The 24,260-nt window shown below is 62.3% G+C and carries 22 protein-coding genes; 9 read left to right on the plus strand and 13 right to left on the minus strand.

The genetic code is table 11. The features are described from left to right. Positions 1-63 precede the first annotated feature (63 nt). The 4 genes from RG540_RS18390 to RG540_RS18405 all read left to right on the plus strand — a co-directional run bounded on the left by RG540_RS18390 (position 64) and on the right by RG540_RS18405 (position 4,998). Positions 64-777: an ABC transporter ATP-binding protein gene (locus tag RG540_RS18390; RefSeq protein WP_038590885.1), complete on the plus strand. Its 714-nt coding sequence runs from the start codon at positions 64-66 to the stop codon at positions 775-777. Next, entirely contained in the window at positions 774-3,317 is a 2,544-nt protein-coding gene (locus RG540_RS18395) for an ABC transporter permease (protein WP_038590887.1), read from the plus strand. The genes RG540_RS18390 and RG540_RS18395 overlap by 4 nt, the downstream gene beginning before the upstream one ends. 234 nt (positions 3,318-3,551) lie before the next feature. Continuing rightward, on the plus strand, positions 3,552-4,334 hold the full coding sequence (locus RG540_RS18400; protein ID WP_038590889.1) for a Bax inhibitor-1/YccA family protein: 783 nt from the start codon (positions 3,552-3,554) through the stop codon (positions 4,332-4,334). Positions 4,335-4,440: 106 nt separating this feature from the next. After that, complete coding sequence (locus RG540_RS18405) at positions 4,441-4,998, plus strand: GNAT family N-acetyltransferase (RefSeq protein WP_038590892.1); 558 nt, start codon at positions 4,441-4,443, stop codon at positions 4,996-4,998. 9 nt (positions 4,999-5,007) lie between these two features. Here the strand turns inward: RG540_RS18405 and RG540_RS18410 are convergent, their stop codons facing one another. The 4 genes from RG540_RS18410 to acnA all read right to left on the minus strand — a co-directional run bounded on the left by RG540_RS18410 (position 5,008) and on the right by acnA (position 10,284). After that, positions 5,008-5,397, minus strand: coding sequence for a DUF2794 domain-containing protein (locus tag RG540_RS18410; RefSeq protein ID WP_038549783.1), 390 nt, complete (start codon positions 5,395-5,397; stop codon positions 5,008-5,010). A gap of 292 nt (positions 5,398-5,689) precedes the next feature. Beyond that, positions 5,690-6,439 carry a DUF1223 domain-containing protein gene (locus RG540_RS18415; protein ID WP_038590895.1) on the minus strand — a complete coding sequence of 250 codons (750 nt, stop codon included), beginning with the start codon at positions 6,437-6,439 and terminating at the stop codon, positions 5,690-5,692. Between the two features lie 195 nt (positions 6,440-6,634). Beyond that, positions 6,635-7,372, minus strand: coding sequence for a sulfite exporter TauE/SafE family protein (locus tag RG540_RS18420; RefSeq protein WP_197560168.1), 738 nt, complete (start codon positions 7,370-7,372; stop codon positions 6,635-6,637). 218 nt (positions 7,373-7,590) lie between these two features. Continuing rightward, complete coding sequence (acnA, locus tag RG540_RS18425; protein WP_038590898.1) at positions 7,591-10,284, minus strand: aconitate hydratase AcnA; 2,694 nt, start codon at positions 10,282-10,284, stop codon at positions 7,591-7,593. A 270-nt stretch (positions 10,285-10,554) separates the two neighbouring features. On the opposite strand from acnA, the gene ccmA reads away from it, so the two are divergent. The 5 genes from ccmA to RG540_RS18455 all read left to right on the plus strand — a co-directional run bounded on the left by ccmA (position 10,555) and on the right by RG540_RS18455 (position 13,711). Next, positions 10,555-11,199, plus strand: a complete 645-nt coding sequence (gene ccmA, locus RG540_RS18430; RefSeq protein WP_038594197.1) for a heme ABC exporter ATP-binding protein CcmA — start codon at positions 10,555-10,557, stop codon at positions 11,197-11,199. A gap of 229 nt (positions 11,200-11,428) precedes the next feature. Then, complete coding sequence (ccmB, locus tag RG540_RS18440; protein WP_037081467.1) at positions 11,429-12,088, plus strand: heme exporter protein CcmB; 660 nt, start codon at positions 11,429-11,431, stop codon at positions 12,086-12,088. An 89-nt stretch (positions 12,089-12,177) separates the two neighbouring features. After that, the gene (locus RG540_RS18445; RefSeq protein WP_038590904.1) at positions 12,178-12,936 is read left to right on the plus strand and encodes a heme ABC transporter permease; all 759 of its coding nucleotides are present in this window, start codon (positions 12,178-12,180) and stop codon (positions 12,934-12,936) included. Positions 12,937-12,941: 5 nt separating this feature from the next. Then, positions 12,942-13,112 carry a heme exporter protein CcmD gene (gene ccmD, locus RG540_RS18450; RefSeq protein WP_038546646.1) on the plus strand — a complete coding sequence of 57 codons (171 nt, stop codon included), beginning with the start codon at positions 12,942-12,944 and terminating at the stop codon, positions 13,110-13,112. Continuing rightward, positions 13,109-13,711 (plus strand): DsbE family thiol:disulfide interchange protein, encoded by a 603-nt coding sequence (locus RG540_RS18455; protein WP_038590908.1) that lies wholly within the window; start codon positions 13,109-13,111, stop codon positions 13,709-13,711. Before ccmD ends, RG540_RS18455 begins: the two co-directional genes overlap by 4 nt. A 401-nt stretch (positions 13,712-14,112) precedes the next feature. Here the strand turns inward: RG540_RS18455 and RG540_RS18460 are convergent, their stop codons facing one another. From RG540_RS18460 to RG540_RS18500, 9 genes are all read right to left on the minus strand, one after another. Next, positions 14,113-14,637: a DUF2585 domain-containing protein gene (locus tag RG540_RS18460; protein ID WP_407668914.1), complete on the minus strand. Its 525-nt coding sequence runs from the start codon at positions 14,635-14,637 to the stop codon at positions 14,113-14,115. 59 nt (positions 14,638-14,696) lie between these two features. After that, positions 14,697-15,347, minus strand: a complete 651-nt coding sequence (locus RG540_RS18465; RefSeq protein WP_038594200.1) for a septation protein A — start codon at positions 15,345-15,347, stop codon at positions 14,697-14,699. Between the two features lie 53 nt (positions 15,348-15,400). Then, positions 15,401-16,981, minus strand: coding sequence for a signal recognition particle-docking protein FtsY (gene ftsY, locus RG540_RS18470; protein ID WP_038590911.1), 1,581 nt, complete (start codon positions 16,979-16,981; stop codon positions 15,401-15,403). Positions 16,982-16,996: 15 nt separating this feature from the next. Beyond that, complete coding sequence (gene mtaB, locus RG540_RS18475; protein WP_038590914.1) at positions 16,997-18,283, minus strand: tRNA (N(6)-L-threonylcarbamoyladenosine(37)-C(2))-methylthiotransferase MtaB; 1,287 nt, start codon at positions 18,281-18,283, stop codon at positions 16,997-16,999. Continuing rightward, positions 18,280-19,212, minus strand: coding sequence for a diaminopimelate epimerase (gene dapF, locus RG540_RS18480; protein ID WP_038590917.1), 933 nt, complete (start codon positions 19,210-19,212; stop codon positions 18,280-18,282). Before dapF ends, mtaB begins: the two co-directional genes overlap by 4 nt. 191 nt (positions 19,213-19,403) lie before the next feature. Beyond that, positions 19,404-19,994, minus strand: coding sequence for a biliverdin-producing heme oxygenase (locus RG540_RS18485; protein ID WP_038590920.1), 591 nt, complete (start codon positions 19,992-19,994; stop codon positions 19,404-19,406). Between the two features lie 28 nt (positions 19,995-20,022). Further along, positions 20,023-22,569 carry a TonB-dependent receptor gene (locus RG540_RS18490; RefSeq protein ID WP_038590923.1) on the minus strand — a complete coding sequence of 849 codons (2,547 nt, stop codon included), beginning with the start codon at positions 22,567-22,569 and terminating at the stop codon, positions 20,023-20,025. 136 nt (positions 22,570-22,705) lie between these two features. Next, positions 22,706-23,635, minus strand: coding sequence for a FecR family protein (locus RG540_RS18495; protein WP_038590926.1), 930 nt, complete (start codon positions 23,633-23,635; stop codon positions 22,706-22,708). Further along, on the minus strand, positions 23,628-24,158 hold the full coding sequence (locus tag RG540_RS18500; protein WP_051909518.1) for an RNA polymerase sigma factor: 531 nt from the start codon (positions 24,156-24,158) through the stop codon (positions 23,628-23,630). Before RG540_RS18500 ends, RG540_RS18495 begins: the two co-directional genes overlap by 8 nt. Between the last annotated feature and the right edge of the window lie 102 nt (positions 24,159-24,260).

Raw genomic sequence — 24,260 nt, forward strand, 5'->3', positions numbered from 1 at the left:
ATTGAGCGCTACCGCAACGCGGTGTTCGGGTTACGCTTCACGCCTAATATAGGACGGTTCGATTTGACTAAAACCATCATCACGCTGAAGAAAGCCGATCTGACCCTCGGCAGCGCGGCGGCCTCGGTGCATGTGCTGAAGCAGATCGACCTCGAAATCCGTGCAGGCGAAGCCGTCGGTATCGTCGGGCCTTCGGGCTCGGGAAAATCGACGCTGCTGATGGTTCTGGCCGGCCTCGAACGCCTCGACAGTGGCGAGATCGTCATCAACGACGCACCCCTTCACGCCCTTTCCGAAGACAGGCTTGCCGATTTCCGCGGTCGCAATATCGGCATCGTTTTCCAGTCCTTCCACCTGATCGCCAACATGACGGCGCTCGAAAACGTCGCCGTGCCGCTCGAACTCGCCAATGTGAAGGACGCCTTCGAAATCGCCCGGCGGGAGCTCGCAGCCGTCGGCCTCGGCGAACGGCTGAGCCACTATCCCGGCCAGCTTTCCGGCGGCGAGCAGCAGCGCGTGGCGATTGCCCGCGCCCTTGCCCCCTCGCCGTCCGTGCTGATCGCCGACGAACCGACCGGCAATCTCGACACCGAGACCGGCCGGCAGATCGCCGACCTGCTCTTTTCGAAACAAGCGGAGCGCGGCATGACCATGCTGCTCGTCACCCATGATAACGCGCTTGCCGCCCGCTGCTCGCGCCAGATCCGCGTCCGCTCCGGCGAGATCGTCGGCGACAGCGCCACCGCCCACGCGACCGTTCAGGCGGTCTCCGCATGAGGTCGGCCTTTCCGCGCCTTTCGATTTCCTTCCGCCTGGCGCTGCGCGAAATGCGCGGCGGCCTGGCCGGCTTCTACATCTTCCTAGCCTGCATCGCGCTCGGCACCGGGGCGATCGCGGCGGTCAATTCGGTATCGCGGGCGATTACCGGCGCCATCGCATCCCAAGGCCAGGAAATCCTTGCCGGCGACATCCGCTTCGAGCTGAACAACCGCGAGGCCACCGACCAGGAACGCGCGTTTCTAACAAGCCTCGGCAAGGTTTCGGTTTCCACCAGCCTGCGCTCTATGGCACGCAAGCCCGACGGTTCCGAACAGGCGCTGGTCGAGGTCAAGGCGGTGGACGACGCCTATCCCCTCTATGGCAGCTTCCGCGCCGAGCCCTCGGCGCCGCTGCCCGACCTGCTTGGCAAGCAGGGAGACACTTTTGGGGCGCTGGCAGCCCCGCTGCTGCTGGAACGCCTCGGCCTCAAGGACGGCGATCAGCTTCTGCTCGGCAATGCCAAGCTGACATTGCGCAGTACGATCACCGCCGAACCGGACGCACTTTCCGACGGTTTCGGCTTTGCGCCGCGCCTGATCGTCAGCCGCGAAGCGCTTGCAGCTTCGGGCCTGATCACCACCGGCAGCCTCGTCGAACATGCCTACAAGATCCAGCTCGACGATCCGGCGACCCGTTCGACGCTGACCGCCCGCGCCAACCGCGAATTTCCAAGTGCCGGCTGGTCCGTTCGCACCAGCGACCGGGCCGCCCCCTCGCTGACCGAAAATGTCGATCGCTTCTCGCAATTCCTGACACTGGTCGGCCTGACGGCCTTGATCGTCGGCGGCGTCGGCGTCGCCAATGCGGTGCGCGCCTTTCTTGACGCCAAGCGCACCACCATCGCCACGTTCAAGTGCCTCGGCGCACCGGCCTCGGTGGTGACGATGATCTACCTCATCCAGATCATGCTCCTCGCAGTAGTCGGCATCCTGATCGGTCTCGTCATCGGCGCGGTTTCGCCCTTCGTGGCGCTGCAGTTCCTCGAAGGCGTGCTGCCGGTACCGAAGGAAGTGACCTTCTATCCCTCGGCGCTGGCGCTTGCCGCGCTGTTCGGCATCCTGATCACCTTCGCCTTCGCGGTCCTCCCGCTCGGTCATGCCCGCGAGGTTCCGGCAACCGCCCTCTTCCGGGAGCAGAGCTTCGACAATACCCGCCTTCCCTCCTGGCCCTATCTTCTGGCCGCCGGCCTGGCGCTCGCTGCCCTGGCAACGCTGGCCATCTTCTCTGCCGAGGAACGCTTCATCGCCTCTGTTTTCCTTGCCGCAGTCGCCGGCGCTTTCGTGCTGCTGCGCCTCGTGGCAGCACTGATTGCAGCACTGGCGAGGAGAAGCCCGCGGGTAAACTCGCCGGCGCTGCGGCTGGCGATCGGAAATATCCACCGGCCCGGCGCGCTGACGCCTTCAGTCGTTCTGTCGCTCGGCCTCGGCCTTGCCCTGCTCGTGACGCTGGCGCTGATCGACGGCAATATGCGCCGCCAGCTGACCGGCAGCATCGCCCAGCAGGCGCCGAACTTCTTCTTCGTGGACATCCAGGGATCGGAGCGCGAAGGCTTCGTCAACATCCTGAAACAGCAGGCGCCGGAGGGTACGATCACCCAGGTGCCGATGCTGCGCGGCCGGATTCTCGCTTTCAACGGCCAGGACGTCACCCAGATGAACGTGCCGCCAGCCGGCCGCTGGGTGCTGCGCGGCGACCGCGGCATCACCTATGAGGAGAAGCTTCCCACCAACTCGGCGCTCACCGCCGGACAATGGTGGGGTGCCGACTACACCGGCGAACCGCTCGTGTCCTTCTCGGCTGAAGAGGCCGGCGAACTCGGCCTGAAGATCGGCGATACCGTCACCGTCAACGTGCTCGGCCGCAACATCACCGCGCGCATCGCCAATTTTCGCAAGGTTCAGTGGGAATCGCTGTCGATCAATTTCGTGATGATCTTCTCGCCGAACACGTTTCGCGGCGCGCCGCATGCCTGGCTCGCGACGTTGAGCGACCCTTCGGCCACCGCCCAACAGGAAGCCTCGATCCTGCGCGCCGTCACCAACGCCTATCCGACCATCACCAGCGTCCGGGTGAAGGATGCGATCGACATCGTCGACCAGCTCGTCGGCCAGCTCGCGACCGCGATCCGGGCCGCTGCCGCCGTTGCGCTGATCGCCTCGGTGCTGGTGCTTGCCGGTGCGCTCGCCGCCGGCAACCGGGCTCGCACCCATGACGCCGTCATCCTGAAAACGCTCGGCGGCACGCGCGGCATGCTGATGCGCGCCTTCAGCTACGAATATATGATCCTAGGCGCGGCAACCGCGCTCTTCGCACTCGTCGCCGGCGGCCTCTCCGCCTGGTTCGTGGTCAGCCGCATCATGCGGCTTCAATCGGTCTTCCTGCCTGATGTTGCGGTGCTGACGCTCGCCGTTTCGCTGGTACTGACGGTCGGAATAGGCCTTGCCGGCACCTGGCGCATATTAGGGCAGAAAGCCGCACCTGTGCTGCGCGAGCTCTAATTCGTCCAGAGGTAGTATTTCGCGTTAACTCACGGATCAAATTCCCGTCAGAACGTCCCATAGGTTGCTAAATAGCGCCTATGGCTTGCGTTTTTCGCTTGGCGCACCTCTTGTATGTGAAGCGATCTCGCATCATATTTATGCGCAGGCTTGCTGGAGCTCCGCAGCGGCGCCTGGGTCCGTGAAAAAGGGGGCCCGACACCGTGAATAATTCCGGAGCTTAAAGAGGAAACAATGGCTGACTTTAACAACTACCAGACCCGGGCGGCGCAGGGTCGCGCCCAGTCCGGCGCGATGATCGATGAAGGCCTGCGCGCCTACATGCTCAAGGTCTACAACCTGATGGCTGTCGGCTTGGCTATCACCGGTATCGCCGCTTATGGTATCTCGGCCCTCGCAACGACGACGGATGCAGCTGCAGCTGTCGCCCGGCTTCCGAACGGCATCCTGCTGACCAGCCTTGGCGCTGCGATCTACGGTTCGCCGCTTCGCTGGGTCGTCATGCTCGCACCGCTCGCCGTGGTGTTCTTCCTGAGCTTCCGCGTTCATAAGATGAGCGTCGGCGCTGCTCAGAGCACCTTCTGGGGCTATGCGGCTCTGATGGGTCTGTCGCTGTCGTCGATCTTCCTGGTCTACACGGCCCAGAGCATCGTTCAGACATTCTTCATCACCGCTGCTTCCTTCGGCGCGCTGTCGCTTTACGGCTACACAACGAAGAGAAGCCTGTCGGGCATGGGCTCGTTCCTGATCATGGGCCTGTTCGGCCTGATCATCGCCTCGATCGTCAACATCTTCCTGGCGTCTTCCGCGCTCGGCTTTGCGATCTCCGCGATTGGTGTTCTGATTTTCGCAGGCCTCACCGCCTACGATACCCAGAAGATCAAGGAAATGTACTTTGACGGCGACGACGTCGCGGTTGCTGGCCGCAAGGCCATCATGGGCGCTCTGACCCTTTACCTCGACTTCATCAACCTCTTCACGTTCCTCCTCCAGTTCCTGGGCAACCGGAACAACTAATCTCGAGGAACTCGAACAGGAAAAGGCGGCCTCCGGGTCGCCTTTTTTGTTGCCCGGCTTCGCGTTGCGGCATAGGCTTGGCCATTCCTTTCAACGGCCTGCCTCAATGACATTCCATCTCCGCGACGCCTCCCCCGCCGATCTTCCGACCATCACCGAGATCTATCGCGACAGCGTGCTGAACGGCACCGCAAGTTACGAGATCTTACCCCCGGACCAGGCTGAGATGACGGCTCGCTTCGAGGCGATCCGTGCCAAGGGGTATCCCTATATCGCAGCGGAACAGGAAGACGGCACGCTCCTCGGTTACGCCTACGCATCGGCCTTCCGGACCCGCCCCGCCTATCGCTGGCTGGTCGAGGATTCGATCTATCTGGCGCCGGAAGCGCGCGGCAAGGGCGTCGGCAAGGCGCTGCTCAAGGAATTGCTGGTGCGCTGCGAGGCGCTTGGTTTCCGCCAGATGGTCGCCGTCATCGGCGGCGCGAGCCCGGCGTCCGTGGCACTCCATCGCGGCCTCGGTTTCGAACTGACCGGCACCCTGAAGGGCACCGGCTTCAAACACGGAAAATGGCAGGATACCGTGCTGATGCAGGCAGCCCTCGGCGAAGGCAACGAAACCGATCCGGATCCCAGCGTCTATCCGGGTTCGCTGTTTACCGAGTAGCAATCAGCGTCAGTCGATCAGTTTCAGCACCTTGTCGAACACCTTGAGCACCTGCGGCAGCTCATGGCCGCGCTTCATGATCAACCCGTGGGTGTTCGTCACGGAATAGGCGCCCTGCTTGGCGGCAAGCTTCGGGTTCTTTTCGATTCGGAACAGCGGCGTCTCGCCCGAGCGCTTGAAAATGGAGAACACCGCCCGATCCTTGAGGTGATCGATAGCGTAGTCCTTCCATTCTCCCTCGCCGACCATGCGGCCGTAAATCCTCAAGATTGCGTCGAGTTCGCGCCGGTGGAAGGTGACCGGCGCAGGATCGAGATTCTGCCGATATTCACTGAGATCGACGACGACGGCTGTGTCCCGGGATCTCTGGCCCCCCGGCAAATCCGGCTGATCTGTCATCAAGACTCCCAAATCGTCAAATGTCAGAGACATGACAGTTTGCCCGAGAGGCTGCAAAAATCAACCCCGGCAATTTCGCCAGGGACGAACCGCACGATTTTATTGTTGCCCCATTTCGAACAAAAGAGTGCCCGATTTCGAAGCGAAATTGACGATGTTGGTTGGCGCCGTTTTCAGCGCCATATGGCCCGGTCTGGTGCATTGACCCTTACCCCCAGCCCCCCAATGTTATTGGATCGGGCCGCCAACAAGAATTCACATACAGTCAGCCAGTCCTGAACCGCGCCTGCGGTCAGTAGTTTTTGCGACCCACCATCAATACCGTCGCGCCGAGAATGGCTGCCGGTTCGCCGCCCGGACCGGAGGTCTGCAGCAGGATCGCGCAACCGTCCTTCTTGGACTTGCCCATCAGCTTGCCCGGCAAGGTCAGCTTCATGCTCTGGCCGTTCCAGGTGCCGACCGACTGCACGTCATAGACGGCGTGCCAATATTCCATGTTCTTGCCGCTGTTTTCACCCTTGGTGACATCCACCTGCTGGCGCTTGGTGAAGTAGGCAACGACGACATCCGCCTGTCCCTTGCCGTTGCCGATCTCGATCTCGATCTCGTCGCCGCGCATCGCAGCGGTGACCGGAACGTCGAGCCCCTTGCCGTTCTGGCCGAGCATCTTCACCTTGTCATTGATGACCGTGAGGTCCGTGCCCTTGACATGATCGCGGCCGTTGATGACCGCCTGCGGAGTATAGACGCCGCTGCGTCCGAGCGACTTGGCATAACCATATTGCCGCTCGGTATTTTCCTTGGAGCTCAGCGTATCGGTCCAGCCGAGATAGTTCCAGTAGTCGACGTGGTAGGAGAGCACGACCATGTCGCCCTGCGCCACCAGCTCGCCCAGCGCTGCGTCGGCCGGCGGGCAGGAAGAACACCCCTGAGAGGTGAAAAGCTCGATCACGCCCTTCGGCGCTCTCACCTCTCCCGCAAATGCAGCGCCCGCATAAAACAGGCCCGCAACAAGGAGTACGGAGCGAAAACGAAAGGGCATGGGTGGTGGACCTCTTTATCAGGGCAACTGTTATCCACGATTGCTCGCGGCGATCAAGGGCCTAACGCACTGGATGGCGGAAAGTAACCACCGGGCACCTTCAAGAGAAAGTCACGAAGGGGTGAAGACCGGATAATTGATCGGTTCCCGAATGCGTTTCGTTGGGCGCCAAACTTGGCGAAAAATGCGGCGAGGTCAAATCAGTTTGAGCAGGCCCTGAGTAAAATAAACGGCACCTACGCCGGTGACGACCCAGCGCGTCCAGGCGCGGAAATTCTGGTCGGTCATCTTCTGCAGGATGCCGTTGCCGACATGCGCGCCGAGGATGGCGATCGGCGCGGCGAGCAGGATCGAAATCCAGTCGGAGGTTGGCAGGCCGGAAGCCGCGCTCCAGTAGAAGGCAACCTTCGTGAGATGCGAAAGCGTCTGGATCGACGCCTTGGTGGCGATGATCTTGCGGCGGTCCATCTGGGTGCGGATGAAGAAGATATCGACCGTCGGCCCCGCGACGCCGACGCTGATCGTCAGCGCCCCGGAAAACAGCCCGCAGATGAAGGCATGCAGCGGCTTCGACGCATCGAGCTGCAGCCGCTTGACGGGCAGCCAGACCAGGATCGGCATCAGCCCCACCCCGATCAACACGATGACCAGGTCCGGCACATAATTGACCGAGAACAGCACCGCTGCCGAAACGGCGACGCCGAGGCAGAGGATGCCGAGGATACGGTAGTCGATATAGGCGCGGGAAAACCAGGCGCGCGATCCGTTTGAGACCATCTGGATGATGCCGTGGAAGGCGATCGCGGTACCGACGGGATAAAGGAAAAGTAGCACCCAGAGCAGGATCAACCCGCCCGCCATGCCGAAAATTCCCGAAAGCAGCGATGTCAGGAAAACGGTGACGGCCATTCCGATGAGGATGACGACGGTCAAGGGCGCGGGACCTTGGGACAGCTGGGATCGAGGGCCTCCACCTCCCTCATTTCTGTGCTTGTCACAGGAATCCAGTGACCCGATGTCTATCGGGTCGGGAGACTCTTTCAGCCCAAGGACTTGGGCTGGCTGGATTCCTGTGACAAGCACAGGAATGAGGACCGATGGGGTTGTGCAGAAGACCACCCGCAGGCCCAGCCTGCGGGTGGCTTTGTCGCTTAGGCGGCGAGGTCGCGCAGAACGGTCTGCAGGATGCCGCCGTTGTTCATGTAGATGACCTCGTCAAGCGTATCGATGCGGCAGAGGATGTTGACTTCCTTCACCGTGCCGTCGCCGTAGGTGATCTTGGCGATCTTCCATTCGCGCGGCTTGATGTCGCCTTCGAGACCGTCGATCTCGACGACTTCATCACCCTTGAGGTCGAGGCTGGCCCAGGTCGTGCCCTCTTCGAAGACGAAAGGAACGATGCCCATGCCGACCAGGTTCGAGCGGTGGATACGCTCGAAGGACTGGGCGATGACCGCCTTGACGCCGAGCAGGTTGGTGCCCTTTGCGGCCCAGTCGCGCGACGAACCGTTGCCGTATTCGACGCCGGCGAAGATGACGAGCGGGACGCCCTCGGCCTTGTACTGCATGGCCGCGTCGTAGATCGACATCTCTTCCTTGGACGGATAGTGGAAGGTGTAGCCACCTTCCTTGCCGTTCGGGCCGAGCATGTAGTTGCGGATACGGATGTTGGCGAACGTGCCGCGCATCATCACTTCATGGTTGCCGCGGCGCGTGCCGTACTGGTTGAAGTCGGCAACGCCGACGCCATGACCCGTCAGGTAGGCACCGGCCGGCGAAGCAGCCTTGATCGAACCGGCCGGCGAGATGTGGTCGGTGGTGATCTTGTCGCCGAACAGACCGAGGACGCGAGCGCCCTTGATGTTCTTGAGGCCCGAACCGGTCTTGCCCATGCCGACGAAGTAAGGCGGGTTCTGCACATAGGTCGAATCGTCGTCCCAGGCATAGGTCTGGCCCGGAGGAACCTTGACGGCCTGCCAGTTCGCATCGCCCTTGAACACGTCCGCATACTTGCTCTCGTAGAGTTCGCGGGTGACGTATTTCAGGATGAATTCCTGGACTTCCTTCGAAGTCGGCCAGATGTCCTTGAGGAAGACCGGGTTGCCGTTCTGGTCTTCGCCGAGCGGTTCCGTGGTCAGGTCCTTCTGGACCGAACCGGCCAGCGCATAGGCGACGACGAGCGGCGGCGAAGCGAGGTAGTTCGCCTGGACGTCCGGCGAGATACGGCCTTCGAAGTTACGGTTGCCGGAGAGCACGCCGGCGGCGATGAGGCCCTTGTCGTTGATTGTCTTCGAGATCGGCGCCGGCAGCGGACCGGAATTGCCGATGCAGGTGGTGCAGCCGAAGCCGACCAGGTTGAAGCCGAGCTTGTCGAGATCGGCCTGCAGGCCAGATTTGGCAAGGTATTCGCCGACGACCTGGGATCCCGGCGCAAGCGAGGTCTTGACCCACGGCTTGGACTTCAGGCCCTTGGCAACTGCGTTGCGGGCAAGAAGGCCGGCGGCGATCAGCACAGACGGGTTGGACGTGTTGGTGCAGGACGTGATCGCGGCAATCGCCACGTCGCCATGGCCGAGGTCGAAATCCGTGCCTTCGACAGGGTAACGATTGTCGAGCTGGCCGGGCTTCTTGTACTCGGTATCGAGCGAACCGGCGAAACCGGATGCGATCTTGTCGAGCGAGATGCGGCCTTCCGGACGCTTCGGGCCGGCCATGGAAGGCACGACGTCGTTGAGGTCGAGTTCCAGCGTGTCGGTGAAGACGAGGTCTGAACCGTCGCCTTCGCGCCACATGCCCTGGACCTTGGAATAGGCCTCGACCAGCGCGATACGCTCAAGCGTGCGGCCGGACATGGTCAGGTAGTTGATGGTTTCGCCATCGACCGGGAAGAAGCCGCAGGTCGCGCCGTATTCCGGGCCCATGTTGCCGATCGTCGCGCGGTCTGCGAGCGGCATGTTGTCCATGCCCGGACCGAAGAATTCGACGAACTTGGAAACGACGCCCTTCTTGCGCAGCATCTGCACGACGGTCAGCACCAGGTCGGTCGCGGTGACGCCTTCCTTGAGCTTGCCGGTGAGCTTGAAGCCAATGACTTCAGGCAAAAGCATCGAGACCGGCTGGCCGAGCATCGAGGCTTCCGCTTCGATACCGCCCACGCCCCAGCCGAGAACGCCGAGACCGTTGATCATCGTGGTGTGCGAATCGGTGCCGACGCAGGTGTCCGGATAGGCGATCGTTTCGCCGTCCTCTTCCTTGGTCCAGACCGTCTGGCCGAGATATTCCAGGTTCACCTGGTGACAGATGCCGGTGCCAGGAGGAACGACGCGGAAATTCTTGAACGCCTGCTGGCCCCACTTCAGGAAGCGGTAGCGCTCGCCGTTGCGTTCGTATTCGAGCTCGACGTTCTTGGCAAAGGCGGTCGGCGTGCCGAACTCGTCGACGATGACCGAGTGGTCGATGACGAGGTCGACGGGAACCAGCGGATTGATCTTTTCCGGATCGCCGCCGAGCGCCACCATGGCATCGCGCATCGCAGCAAGATCGACAACGGCGGGAACGCCGGTGAAGTCCTGCATCAGTACGCGGGCCGGACGGTAGGCGATTTCCGCTTCCGTAAGACCCTTGTTGTTCAGCCATTCGGCAACGGTGAGGATCTGTTCCTTGGTGACGGACTGGCCGTCTTCAAAGCGGAGCAGGTTTTCGAGCAGCACCTTCATGGAGAAGGGCAGCTTCGAAACGCCGGCCAGGCCGTTCTGTTCGGCCTTCGGAAGGCTGTAGTAAACGTAATCCTTACCGCCTACGGTAAGGATGGAGCGACAATTGAAACTGTCGAGAGACTTAGCCACGGAAAATAACCCCGCTGATTAAAGAGCCAACACGCGCGTGCGGACGCCTATGCACTTCATGCACATCAGGATGCGGGTGCGACCATTTCCGCTGTCCGCACGAGAAGACTTTTGGGATCTTCAGGTTCGGCGGAAGATTGAAATCACGCCGGCCGCTGGCGTGGTTGCAGTGCTTATAGATAATTTCTAAGAAGGGTTCCAGACGCTTGGCGCCCATTCCGAATAAATTTTCGGAATGCGATGATTAAAATCTTAATGAAGGTCTCCAGCATGCGGCTTTTGGCCGAAAACCTGAGCGCAAGACGCGGCGAAGACCTGATTTTCACGGATATCTCCTTTGACCTCGGAGCCGGTGAAAGCCTCGTCCTGACTGGCCGCAACGGATCGGGGAAATCGACGCTGCTGCGCGTCGTGGCCGGATTGCTGCACGCTGAAACCGGCCGCGTGAGCTGGATCTCCGAGAGTTCCGAATCAGGCATGCGCGCCGCCGAGGCCTGCCACTATCTCGGCCACCGCAATGCGATGAAGGCGGAGTTGACGGTCTTTGAAAATCTGGGCTTCTGGAAGGATTTCCTCGGCGATGCGGAGGACGGCAAGGGTATCTCCCCGGGCGAGGCCGCAGAGTCCGTGGGTCTCGGGGGGATCATCCATCTGCCCTTCGGATATCTCTCCGCCGGCCAGCAGCGCCGCATGGCGTTTGCCAAGCTGCTGGTCGCTTACCGCCCGGTCTGGATATTGGACGAACCCACCGCCGCCCTCGATGTGAGCGCGGAGGCCGTGTTTACCGAGTTGATCAAGGCGCATCTTGCGGCCGGCGGTATTTTATTGGCCGCGACTCACCAGCCGCTGGGGTTGGAGAATGCAAGGGAATTGCGGATGGCGGGGTTCGCGGGCGTGACGGAGGAGAGATGGTGATCGTCCTGCCCCGCATTACCCCCCTCTGCCCTGCCGGGCATCTCCCCCTCAAGGAGGGAGATCGGCAAGACGTCGGACCTTCGCCAAATGTTGGACGTTTTGGAATTGGCGCCCGTAGACTGAAACTCGACTTTGGGGCAAAGCGGCAGCTCCATCCGATCTCCCCCCTTGAGGGGGAGATGCCCGGCAGGGCAGAGGGGGGTAAGCCCCAAACGCAAGGCCTCCCACTATGACCGCCCTCCTCCTCCGCGACCTGAAACTTTCGGTCCGCGCCGGCGGAGGCGCGCTGATCGGGGTCCTCTTCTTCATGACGGTCGTCGCCGTCATCCCTTTCGGCGTCGGCCCGGACCTCAATCTGTTGTCCCGCATCGGCCCGGCGATCGTCTGGATCGGCGCGCTGCTGTCGGCCCTGCTCGGCCTCGACCGCCTGTTCCAGACCGAGCGCGAAGACGGATCGCTGGACCTTCTGCTGATGCAGGAACATCCGCTGGTGCTGACCGTGCTGGTCAAATGCCTGGCCCATTGGCTCGGCAACGGCCTGCCACTGGTGATCGCATCGCCACTGCTCGGCCTGTTCATGAACATGGACGAGGTGGCGATCGGCGCCACCATGCTGACGCTGCTGGTCGGCACGCCGGCGCTGACCTTCATCGGTGCGGTGGGCGCGGCCGTCGCGGTCGCCCTGCCGCGTGGGGGGCTGCTCGTCTCGATCCTTGTCCTGCCGCTCGCGATCCCCGTGCTGATCTTCGGGGTCAGCGCCTCCTATGCGGCTGTCGAGGACCCTGCCCCGTTTATGCCGCCTTTCTTGATATTGGTGGCGATCACGATGTTTTTTGCCGTGCTCGGTCCGCTCGGCGCGGCACTGGCGTTGCGCAATGCCGGCGATTGACTAGAATCGGATTAAACGGGGTCGGATCGACGACCAGCGAATTGACCAGGATCAAGCTGATTTTTCCGCGCGCATATTAGAAAGTGCCCATGACCGAAAGCCTCGCCATCAGCAAGTTCAGCGACCTGGCCAACCCGACGCGATTTCTGGCGCTGGCGGCCCGTATTCTGCCGTGGATGGCGGCGGCGACCGTGATCGTCTTCGCGATCGGGCTCTATCTGAGCTTCACGACGGAAGGCGATTACCAGCAGGGCGCGACGGTGCGTATCATGTACGTGCATGTGCCCTCCGCCTGGCTATCAATGATGTGCTACACGGTCATGGCCGTTTCGGCGATCGGCACGCTGGTCTGGCGCCATCCTCTCGCCGACGTGTCGCACAAGGCGGCAGCTCCGCTAGGCGCCGCCTTCACGCTAATCGCGCTCGCCACCGGCTCGCTTTGGGGCAAGCCGATGTGGGGCACGTGGTGGGTCTGGGATGCCCGGCTGACCTCGGTCTTCGTGCTATTCCTGATGTATCTCGGCCTGATTGCGCTCAACCGCGCCATGGACGATCCGTCGCGGGCGGCCCGCGTCTCCGCCGTGCTGATCCTCGTCGGTTTCGTCAACATCCCGATCATAAAATTCTCGGTCGACTGGTGGAATACGCTGCACCAGCCGGCCAGCGTCATCCGCATGGGCGGCCCGACCATCGACCAGGAATTCCTCTGGCCGCTGCTGATCATGGCGATCGCCTTCACCCTGCTGTTCTTCACCCTGCATGTGATGGCGATGCGCAACGAGATTTGGCGCCGCCGCGTCGCAGCCCAGCGCCGCATGGCCGCACGTTTGGCTGGCCGGGAAGCTTAGAGATCATGACCCACACGTTCTACATCGCCATGTCCTATGCCGTAGCGGCCGTCGTCATCCTCTGTCTGATCGCCTGGACCTGGCTGGACGGGCGCGCGCGTCAAAAAGAGCTGGCCGAACTCGAGGCTTCCGGCATCCGCCGCCGCTCCGCCCAGCCGACAGGTGACGCGGCATGAGCGTCGAGACCGGAAACCAGCCAGCCCCGCGCAAAAGCCTGGCGCGTTATGCGCTGCCGCTGATCCCGCTGGTGATTTTCCTCGGTTTTGCCGGCGTCGCCGGCAAGATGCTCTACGATCAGGACGTCAACGGCCGCGACGTCTCAGCCATCCCCTCGGCCCTGATCGGCAAAAAGGCGCCGTCGCTGGCGCTGCCGCCGCTTGAAGGCTCGAACACCGCAGCGCTGACGACCGCAGCGATCGTCGGCAAGCTGACCCTGGTCAATGTCTTCGCCTCCTGGTGCGTCCCCTGCCGCCAGGAACACCCGATCCTGAAGGAACTGGCGAACGACGGCCGGCTCACCATCGTCGGGATCAACTACAAGGACCGCAACGACAACGCGCTGCGTTTCCTTGGCGAACTCGGCAACCCCTACAAGGCGATCGGCGTCGATCCGAACGGCAAGGCGGCGATCGACTGGGGTGTCTACGGCATTCCGGAAAGTTATCTTGTCGCGCCTGATGGCACCATTCTCTACAAGCGGGTCGGCCCGTTCGACGCGCGCAGCTTGACGCAGGATCTCATGCCGGCGATCGAAAAGGCGTCTGCGAAAGGCTGATCAGTCGCCGGGAACTTATTGGCCGCCACTTGAATGCAAGCACCTTTGGCCGCGCGGGACATCTTGTCCAGCGCGGTTTTGGTTTGGGAATGGGGCAGGCGGTATCGAGTATGTGGGAGGTAGGTGTTTGTGCCTGCCCCGACTGTTTCGATGATCTTTCGAGAATTGCCAGGCCCTCGTCACCCATCTCTGCAGCCATCACCGGAAACCGGGGTCCGAAAACCCTTGGACGAGGAGGCCGGTTCGCGAACCCGGTTTCCCATCCGATGACGGGGGTGATTATGAGATGAGTTCGAGAGGCGGGGATGAAAGGGGAAGTGAATATGGCTAAAGCGTTGATGAGGTTGGGCGGATTTTTCTTGGGGTGAGGAAAATCGCCCCCAGTCAAAACCCGTCCGGCACTACAGCCCGCCCTGCCACACACGCACCGCATCCACCGGCCAGATCAGCATCAGCACGTTGAGCGTCAGGTTATCACGGATGATGTAGCCGGTCGCCAGTTCGAAGAAGATGGCGATCGCAATCGTCAGCCAGACCGGCAGGCGCGAGGCGACAAAAAAACCGACCGCCATGAATACGGTGTCCATCGCCGAATTGAGGATGCTGTCGCCGGTATAACCGAGCGCCATCGTCGCCGTGCGGTAGCGGTCGATGATGAGAGGAGAGTTTTCGAGGAGTTCCCAGGCGGCCTCGATCAAGACTGCCAGCGACAGTCGGGCTGCGATCGGGGCGCGGCGCAGGATCAGCCAGCCGAGACCGTAGAACAGGAAACCGTGGATGATGTGCGACGGCGTATACCAGTCCGAGAGATGCTGCGAATTGCCGCTGGTATTCACCCCGCCTTCCCAGAGCTTCACATAACCGCATTCGCAGATCGGAATGCGGCCCATCGCGTAGAGGATGGCGATCTGGAGCAGGAAAAGGATGAGCGCGGCAAGAAACCAGCGTTTCGGCGACGAACTCGAGGGGGAAAATTCCGCTGCCGTCACTTTTCGACCTCGGGTGCCGGTTCCTGGATCGTGTGGCGCATGATCAGCGGCATCTGGGCGATCGTGAAGATGATGGTGATCGGCATCGTGCCCCAGACCTTGAAATTGACCCACACCACATCGGAGAAATTCCGCCAGACGACCTCGTTGATGACGGCCAGGAACAGGAAGAAGATCCCCCAGCGCAGGGTGAGCTTCTTCCAGCCGGCCTCGTCGAGCTGGAAGGCAGCGTTGAAGACGTAGCCGAGCAGCGACTTGCCAAACAGCAGCCCGCCGAGCAGCGCGACGCCGAAGAGCGAGTTGACGATGGTCGGCTTCATCTTGATGAAGGTTTCGTCCTGCAGCCAGATCGACAGCGAACCGAAGATCAGCACCACGACTCCGGACACCATCGGCATGACAGGCAGATGGTGGAAGACGATCTTCGAAGCGATCAGCGAGGCGACGGTCGCCACCATGAACAACGCGGTCGCCACCAGAAGCGGGCCGCCGACCGCCGAAAGCGCCGGGAATTGCGCAACCAGCCATTCGCCGCGCAGGTTGCCGAAGAAGAACACCAGAAGCGGCCCGATTTCCAGCGCGAGCTTCAGCATCGGATGCTGCTTTTCTTCCTTGGTCGGCGTGATGTCGCTTTCGATCGTCTGCATGGGTTCCAACTTTGAGGCCGTTATCGGCGAAGCCAAATCGTCATTCTGTGTCATCAATGCGTCAAACCCGCAATGGCGCGCGCAAAATCCTGCGCCTCGAAGGGTTCGAGATCGTCGACACCCTCGCCGACGCCGATGAAATAGATCGGCAGCTTGTGCTTGGCGGCGATCGCCACCAGAATGCCGCCGCGCGCCGTGCCGTCGAGCTTCGTCATGATAAGCCCGCTGACGCCCGCAACGTTCCGGAAAATCTCGACCTGGTTCATGGCGTTCTGGCCGGTAGTGGCATCCAGCGTCTGCAGCACGGTGTGCGGAGCGTCGGGATCGAGCTTGCCGAGCACCCTGACGATCTTTTCGAGCTCGGCCATCAGTTCGGTGCGGTTCTGCAGCCGGCCGGCGGTATCGATGATCAAGACGTCTGATTTGTTGGCGCGCGCCTGCTCGTAGGCGTCATAGGCAAGACCCGCGGCATCGGCGCCGAGCTTGGTGCCGATGAAGGTCGAACCGGTGCGGTCCGCCCAGATCTTCAGCTGCTCGATCGCGGCCGCGCGAAACGTGTCGCCGGCGGCGAGCATGACCTTGAGGCCTGAACCGGAGAGCTTTGCGGCGAGCTTGCCGATCGTCGTGGTCTTGCCGGTGCCGTTGACGCCGACGACGAGAATGACATGCGGCTTGTGATTGAGATCGAGCGCCAGCGGTTTGGCGACCGGCGCCAGAACCCTTGTGATTTCAGCCGCCATGATTCTCGACACGTCCTCGCCGGTCACGTCCTTGCCGTAACGCTCGGAAGAAAGCGCACCGGTGACCCGCATGGCTGTCTCGACCCCGAGATCGGCCTGGATCAGCAGGTCTTCGAGCTGCTCCAGCGTTTCCTCGTCCAGCTTGCGCTTGGTAAAAAGCGCGCCGATCTGACCAGTGAGCTGCGACGACGTGCGCGCAAGACCGGCACGCAGGCGCTGGAACCAGGTGAGTTTCGGTTGGATGGCGACGGGTTCGGGCGTGGGTTCCGGGCGGGCGGTGGAGAAGCCCTTGGGGAGGGTGGGTTCTAGGCGAGGCGTTTTACCCAGAGCAGGAACCTCTTCGTCTGAAGAAACACCCCCCTCTGTCCTGCCGGACATCTCCCCCTCAAGGGGGGAGATCGAATCGTGGTCCGCACCTTCCCCTAAAACTGCAGCCGAGCCTGTTGTACTGTCGTCCGATGCCGGAGCCGGCGGCGCATCCGTAATCTCCCCCCTTGAGGGGGAGATGTCCGGCAGGACAGAGGGGGGTGCTTCCGCGGCTGCGACGGCCTCTTCTTCGGCCTCGGCCTCCGCCTGCAATAGCGCCAACGGCACCATTCCGATCTCGGATGCGGCTTCGACACCCAAAAGCAGCGCCGGTTCATCCTCTTCGGAAGTCTCCGGCTCGGCCGGCTCGACATTTTCCGCCGCCACATCCGCGACAGGCCCGCCGGCGGTCTCGATCTCGGCCGGTGCGACCGGGTCGACGGGCGAGACCGGCAGGTCTTCGTCGCGCGACTTCGGCTCCAGTTCCGCCTGGATGGCGGCGACGTCCTCCGGCTTTACCGCATCGGGTGCCGGTTCCTCGGAGGGTTTGCCGAAGGTGAAGACGCGCTTGATGAAGCTCAATGCCATGAGAACCTGTTCCGGTTACGCCGCCCGAGACGGGACAAGGGCAGACGCGACCTGCATTTCCAGATGTTTGCCGTTATGGCCGGTAATCATAACGCGCTTGAACTCGCGGGGAATAAGGCGAGGCACTGCCACCAGCGAAAAGTTTTCCGTGTGCGCCATGCCGTTGTTCTCGACGATGATGGCCTGCTCGCTGCCGACCATCCGGTCGAGGTGGGCACGATACAGCAGGTCGCCCCGCGCCCGCAGCCGTGCCGCCCGGTCCTTGACGACAGCCCGGTCCACCTGCGGCATGCGCGCCGCCGGCGTGCCCGGACGCGGGCTGTAGGGAAAGACGTGCAGGAACGAGGTGCCGGCCTCTTCCGCCAGCGTCGCGGCGTTCTCAAACATTTCTTCCGTCTCGGTCGGGAAACCGGCGATCATATCCGCCCCGAAGGCGATCTCCGGGCGCAGGCGCCGCGCCTGTTGCACGAAGGCAAGCGCCTCGGCGCGCGAGTGACGGCGCTTCATCCGCTTCAGGATCATGTCGTCGCCATGCTGCAGCGACAGGTGCAGATGCGGCATGAAGCGCGGCTCGTCGGCGATCAGGTCCCAGAGATGCTTGTCCGCCTCAATGCTGTCGATCGAGGACAGGCGCAGGCGCAGGATCTCCGGCACCTGTTTGAGCAGCGTCTTGGCGAGAAGCCCGAGCGACGGCTGGCCGGGGAGATCGGCGCCATAGCTGGTGGCGTCGACGCCGGTCAGCACGATCTCGCGATAACCGCTTTCCGTCAGCCGCCTTGCCTGATCGACCACCGCGCCCATCGGCACCGAGCGGGAATTGCCGCGGCCATAGGGGATGATGCAGAAGGTGCAGCGATGATCGCAGCCGTTCTGCACCTGGATGAAGGCGCGTACGTGCCCATCGATATGCTTGACCATCTGCGGCGCGGTGGCGCGCACGCTCATGATGTCGTTGACGCGCAGCTTCTCTTCCGCCGAGACGCCAAAATCCGGCAGCGCCCGATAGGAGGCGCTGGTCAGCTTCTCCTCGTTGCCGAGCACGGCATCGACTTCCACCATGCCCGCAAAAGTCTCTTTTTCGGTCTGGGCGGCGCAGCCGGTGACGATGATGCGCGCATGCGGATTTTCCCGCCTGGCGCGGCGGATCGCCTGGCGGGCCTGACGCACGGCCTCGCCGGTGACTGCGCAGGTATTGACGAGGATCGCATTGTTGAGCCCGGCCTTTTCGGCCTCCGCCCGCATCACTTCCGATTCATAGGTATTGAGCCGACAGCCGAAGGTGATGACCTCGACGCCGCTCAATTGACCCGAGCCTCCGGCTCGCCCCTTTGAATTGCATTGGCCTCTGGCTCGTCGTCGCGGATGAAGGTTCCGATGGTCGGATCCACCTTGCCGGACCATTCCCATTCGGCGGGACCGGTCATCACGACGTGATCGTCGTCGCGCCATTCGATGACGAGCGGTTGGCGGATCGGGCTGGAGGCAACGTCAATCGTCACCATACGACCGGTGCGCCCGGTGCGGGCGGCGGAAACGGCGGCAGCACAGGCGGCCGAACCGCAGGCGAGCGTCAGGCCGGCGCCACGTTCCCAGGTGCGGGTGCGCAGCGACGACTTCGACGTGACCTGCGCCAGCGTGATATTGGCCTTTTCCGGAAACATCGGATGGTTTTCGAGCAGCGGTCCGAACAGTTCGAGGTCGAAGCTCATCGGATCGCGGTCGACCCAGAAAATCGCATGCGGATTGCCCATCGACATGGCAGACGGCGAATGCAGGATCGGGGCGTCGATCGGGCCGATCTGCAGCTCGATGCGGCTGGTATCGAAAAATTCCTCGGCAAGCGGAATGCGGTCCCACTCGAAGACCGGCTTGCCCATGTCGACCGAGATCGTGCCGTCCTCATGCTCGACGGCATTGAGGATACCGGCGACGGTCTGGAAGGTAAAGGTCTTGCGGCCGGTCTCGGAGCTAAGCGCCTGCACCACGCAACGCGTGCCGTTGCCGCAGGCCTGGGCCATCGTACCGTCGGAATTAAGGATGTCGATCCAGGCATCGGTGCCTTGAGCCTTCGGATCGTGGATGGCCATGATCTGGTCGAACTGGGTGGCCGGATCGGCATTCAGCGCGATAGCAGCCTGCGGCGTCACCTTGTCGGCGCGTCCGCGCATGTCGACGACCAGGATCTTGTTGCCAAGCCCGTTCATCCGCGCGAATTCCACCAGTTCCGTCATGACGCCAATCCATTCCGGGCCAGATGCCCGCATATCGGGCTGTATATGGCGGAAAAGGCGAGGAATTACCAGTGGGGGCTTGCCTCTGCGCGGCAGCGGTCGACAGGCAGGGAGAGGGAACCGGCCATATACGCTGGAACACGCTGCCCAAGGATCCGCGGGGTCAAGCCCGAAGGCCTCACGCCACGCCCTCAGACGAAAATCTCGTCCACCAGCGCATGCACCCGCCGAAACGCCGACTTAGCGCCTTCGGCCATTTCCGTTTCCTCCACTTCTGACATCTCGAACCCGTTGAAAGCAGCAACGAAAGTGCGCCAGTGCAGGCCGCGGCCGGCGGGGTGGCCGGCGAGGTGGCGGGCGCCGAATTCTTCCGACAGGCCGAGCCTTGCCGCCTGCTTCAGGAGGAAAGCGGCGCCGAGGTTCGAGCCTTCGGCAACGTACAGCCATCCGAGTGCGGCCGGGATACGGAGCCCATCCGTGCCAGCCGTGAGGACGGCCGGCGGGCTTCCGGTCACGTCGGCGATATCCTGGCGCAGCGCTTCAAGCCGGACCCGGCTCGGAAGATCGGGGACGATGCGGTTGAGCCGCGGATCGAGATAGAGCGGATCGACATCCGCATGGAAATGATGCTGCACGGCGAGGAACAGCGCATACCGCTCGCGGCTGGCGAAGGGATCGGCCGCCATAATGCGCGTGTCGAGGCGCTCATGAGTGGCGTCGGTGAGAGCCTTCAGACGCTGGATCCGGGTCGGTGCGGCGGTTGTTTCAAGTTCGATCTGCATAGGTGCTATGTCCAGATGCTTAAATGTTTTAGAATTTGGCCGTCAGGAATGCCCGGATTGTTCGGCCGGGAGCGGGAGTGAACCCGTCGAGCGCATCCACGTAAAATCGGTCCGTCAAGTTCTCCGCCTGGAGGTCGAACGTCAAGTGGTCGGTGATCTTGTAGGTGGCGAACGCATCGACGGTCGTATAGGGAATCCACATGCCCGTATACATCCGGGCTTCCTGCGTGACCGGCGACAGGCGCGCGCCGCCATGCGTGAAGCGGGTGCCAAAACTCAGCCTGTCGTCGAAGAGGCGCATGCCGAGCGTCAGGCTCGCCATGATCTCGGGCGGCATGTGGTTGGCGGCATAATCCATCGACACGGTCGAGTCCGAGCAGGTGGAAAGAGTGCGGCAGAACTCGTAGCTCAGGTACTTGGTCAGCGATCCTTCGCTGAAGAACGGGCCGGCCTCGTAAGAGCCGGAGATTTCGATACCGGAGAACCGGGTGCTCCTGAGATTGTCGAAGGTGAAGACCGGCTGGCCCGGCCCCGCATTGGACGGTACGCGAGAAATATAGTCGGTGTAGTTGTTGTTGAAATAGGACAGCTTGAAGCGCAACGCGTCGTCGGCGAGCAACAGGCCATCTTTACTGTAGTTGACGCCGACTTCCCAGTTCTTCGAGACCTCCGGCTTCAGATAAGGGTTCTGGATGACGTTACCGTCATTGCCCATGGTTTCGCGCATGGTCGGCGGGCGCATGCCTTCGGCATAAAGCGCGTAGAACTGCAGCCCTTCGATCGGCTCCACGATGACGCTGACGGACGGGTTGAACCGGCCGCCTTCCTTGTGCCGGATGCCGGTCCTGGATTCGATACCCTTGTCGTTCATCCAGTAACCGTCATAGCGCAGCCCGGCATTGAGGGCCAGCCAGTCGGTCGCCTCCCACTGGCCGTCGGTGAACACGCTGGCGATCGACCGGTTGCCGATGCTGGGATCCATCTGCACCCCCCGGTCAGTCGTATGACTGCGACTGAAATAGCGCCTGGAATCGATATCCTCGAGCAGGTAGGACGCGCCGTAATTGGCCTTGAACGGCCCGTATTCCGTGTCGAGCAGGCTCGTGTTCGAAATGTCGCCGCCCCAGGTATGGGTCATGGCGTAGCGGGGATCGTCGCCCGGTATAATGTTGAACTGTGGGTAATATAGGCCGAAACCCGTCGACATGGAGTTCTGGTCGACGATGCTCAGCCAGGCATTGACCTTGAGATCGATCAGGTCGCTGGGATTGTACCGATAACGGCTGGTGAACGTGTCGGTCGTGACATCGGATAGCGGCGCCTGCCGGAATGTGTTGTCGCCCGAGGTCAGAAGCGAGGTCATGATCTGGCCGAACTGGCTTTCATAGCGGATATAGCCCAGTTCCAGGCTCTGGTCGTCATCGAAGCGAAGCGTACCCTTGGCGAGAAACGAGGTGGATTCGTTGGACGAATTGAAGACCTCTTCACCCTGTTTGGTGAGCGAGAGGAATTGATTGCGGCCCTGGAACTCGTAGTAATTCTTGCCGTGCTTGCCGGCGAAATAGTTACCGCGATAGCGGCGGGCACCGGCGATGACGAAATCGAAATTGTCCTGCACCGTACCGAGCGCAAAGCTGCCCGAGCCATTGGTGAAATCGAAGAATTCGGCCGAATCCGTCTGCTGGTCGTAGGAATTGACCGTAAAATCTTTCGTCGTGTTGTCCTGGGCGCCGATCTTGATGCGGCCGCCATATTGCTTGCCGTCCTCAACGATATCCTTGGCTTTCAACGTGGTGATCTCGACCACGCCGCCATTGACGCCGGCGCCCACCGCGCCGCCCGTCGGTCCCTTGGAAATGCCGACGCCGCCGATCAGGTCCGGATCGATATAGGTGCGGTCATCGACGCCGCCGTAACCGCGCCAGGTGGTCGTCGTCTGCTGCGTACCGTCGATCGCAACCCGAACGCGGTTCTGGCCCTGCAGCCCGCGAATGTTCACGTTGACGGAACCGCTGCTGTGGTTGTTGGCGGAAATGATGCCCGGCGTGTTCTTGAACAGGTCGCCGGCCGACGAGCCGCGGAAGCGTTGGATCTGCTCGGACGAGATATAGCTCGTCGAACCCGGCGTCTCGTAAGGCGCGTCGACAGCGCGGCCATTGTCGCCATCGCGCAGGACAATCGGATCCAGCGTCGTATCGGGATCACCACCAGTCGCTGCGGCCGCCGAACCCGCAACTTCCAGCGTCACCGTATTGCCGCCGCTTGACCGGAAGGAAACGCCGGTGCCGGAGAGCAGCCGCGACAGGGCGGCAGAGGGCGTCAGCGAACCGGTCACGCCGCCCGTGGTCTTTCCGGCAGTGATTTCGCTGCGATAGACGAGACGCAGGTCGGTCTGGCGGCCGAGCGCGAGAAGTGCGCTTTCAAGCGGCCCGGCGGGAATGGAAACGGCGACCTGCTGCGACTGGACGCCCTGCGCCGGCTGCTGTGCGAAGGCCGGAGCCATGCCGCCCAGCAAGGATGCGCAACCAAGCGCAATCCGGACATGCCGCGAATAAAGCGGTCCCCTCAAATTCATTTAGACCCCCTGCACTCAAACTTCGTGACCGCTCTCATCGCGGCCCCTGATGGTTATGAGTGAAAGAGAGCTCCACCTCCTGATGTGGGTTTTCAAAAAAAGATGAATTTTGTACTCATATTTTCGAACGACTGCCTCAGCGCGACCGGACCAGCGTGACCCAGTCGGAAAGCCGGATGATGCGGATCGGCAGGCTCTCCTGCAGGGCCGTGAAAGTCTGATCGACATCGGTGGCAGTAAACACGCCGCTGACCCGCAGCTGCGAGGCCTGGTCGTCGAGCACCATGATGCGGCCCCGCTGATAACGGCCGATCTGGCCGAGCACCTCACCGAGCGGCCGACCGGAGAAGACCAGCTTGCCGCTGCGCCAACTCGTCAGATCGGCGACATCGCCGGAGCCGGTTGTCAGGCGGCCATCGGTGCCGAGATGCGCGGTGCCGCCGCTTTCGAGCACCGCACGCTGGGAGCCGGCGGTCACCGCCACATGCCCCTCCTCGACCATTACCTCGTCGCGCTCGCCGACCCGCACCGCATAGTGGGTTCCGAGCGCGATCGCCTGGGTTTCGTCGCCGCTGACGACGAAGGGCCGCGCCGCGTTCGGGGTGACGTCGAAAAAGGCTTCGCCGCGCAGGACCACGATCCGGCGCTCGGTCTGGCCGTATCGCACCTTGATCGCGCTATCGGTGTTGAGCGTCACCACCGATCCGTCGTCGAGGTCGATGCGCTGGATGACGCCGACCGGCGTGTAGAAATCCGAACGATACCGGGCGATGAGGCCGGTCTCGTTGGCGATGATGCCAAGACAGCCCATCAGAAGCAGGGCGGCAACGCCACTCCCGACCACCCGGCGCCGGCGTGGCACGACCGTTTTCGGCACCGCGGCGAGATCGCCCCAGAGAGAGCTCATCTCTTCAAAGGCAGCCGCATGCGCCGGATCCTGCATTTTCCAGAATTCGAAGCGGCGGCGATCGGCATCGGTTGCGTCGCGGGAGCCGAGACGCGCGACCCAGCCTGCCGCCTCCTCCGCAATGGCGTCCTCACGCGCCTTGTCTGAAACATTAGTCATGCGCAATCCCCCCGGCGGGAGGCAATGCCGCAAGGCGGGCCTGACGGCAAGCCATGAGTGCACGGATGATGTGTTTTTCAACCATGTTTCGGGAGATCCCAAGCTTGGTCGCGATCTCTCCGTTGGAAAGCCCTTCGAGCCGGCTAAGCACGAACACCACCCGGCATTTCGGCGGCAGGGAGGAAATCGTCTCGATCAGAAGTCCGAGCTGCTGGCGCGCGGCGACCACACGCTCCGGACTTGGCGCTTCGTCGGCCACCTGCGTCTGGTCCAACTCATCGCTGAAAAGCGCGCTGTCGCGCATCAACCGGGCGGTGATGCCATGGGCGACGGATCGGGCGACCTGGAAAAGATAGGCATGCGGATTGCGCAGATCCTCCTTCGGCGATGCCGTCAGCAGCCGCAGAAAGGTCTCCTGCGTCGCGTCTGCCGCATCCTCCCTGTTGCGCAGGCGCCGAAGAAAGAACCGCCGCAGCTTCCCCTCCTCGGTCTGCTGCAACTGCTCGATAAGGCTGATATCCAAGTCCGTAATCCCAAGGCCGAAACCTGCCCGACCAACGGCTCCGCGTTTAGCGTCGCCTGAAAAGGGGCGCAACATCAATGATTTGGAATGGATCCAAAGACC

Origin of the sequence: Neorhizobium galegae bv. orientalis str. HAMBI 540, assembly GCF_000731315.1 — a bacterium.
GTDB lineage: Bacteria > Pseudomonadota > Alphaproteobacteria > Rhizobiales > Rhizobiaceae > Neorhizobium > Neorhizobium galegae.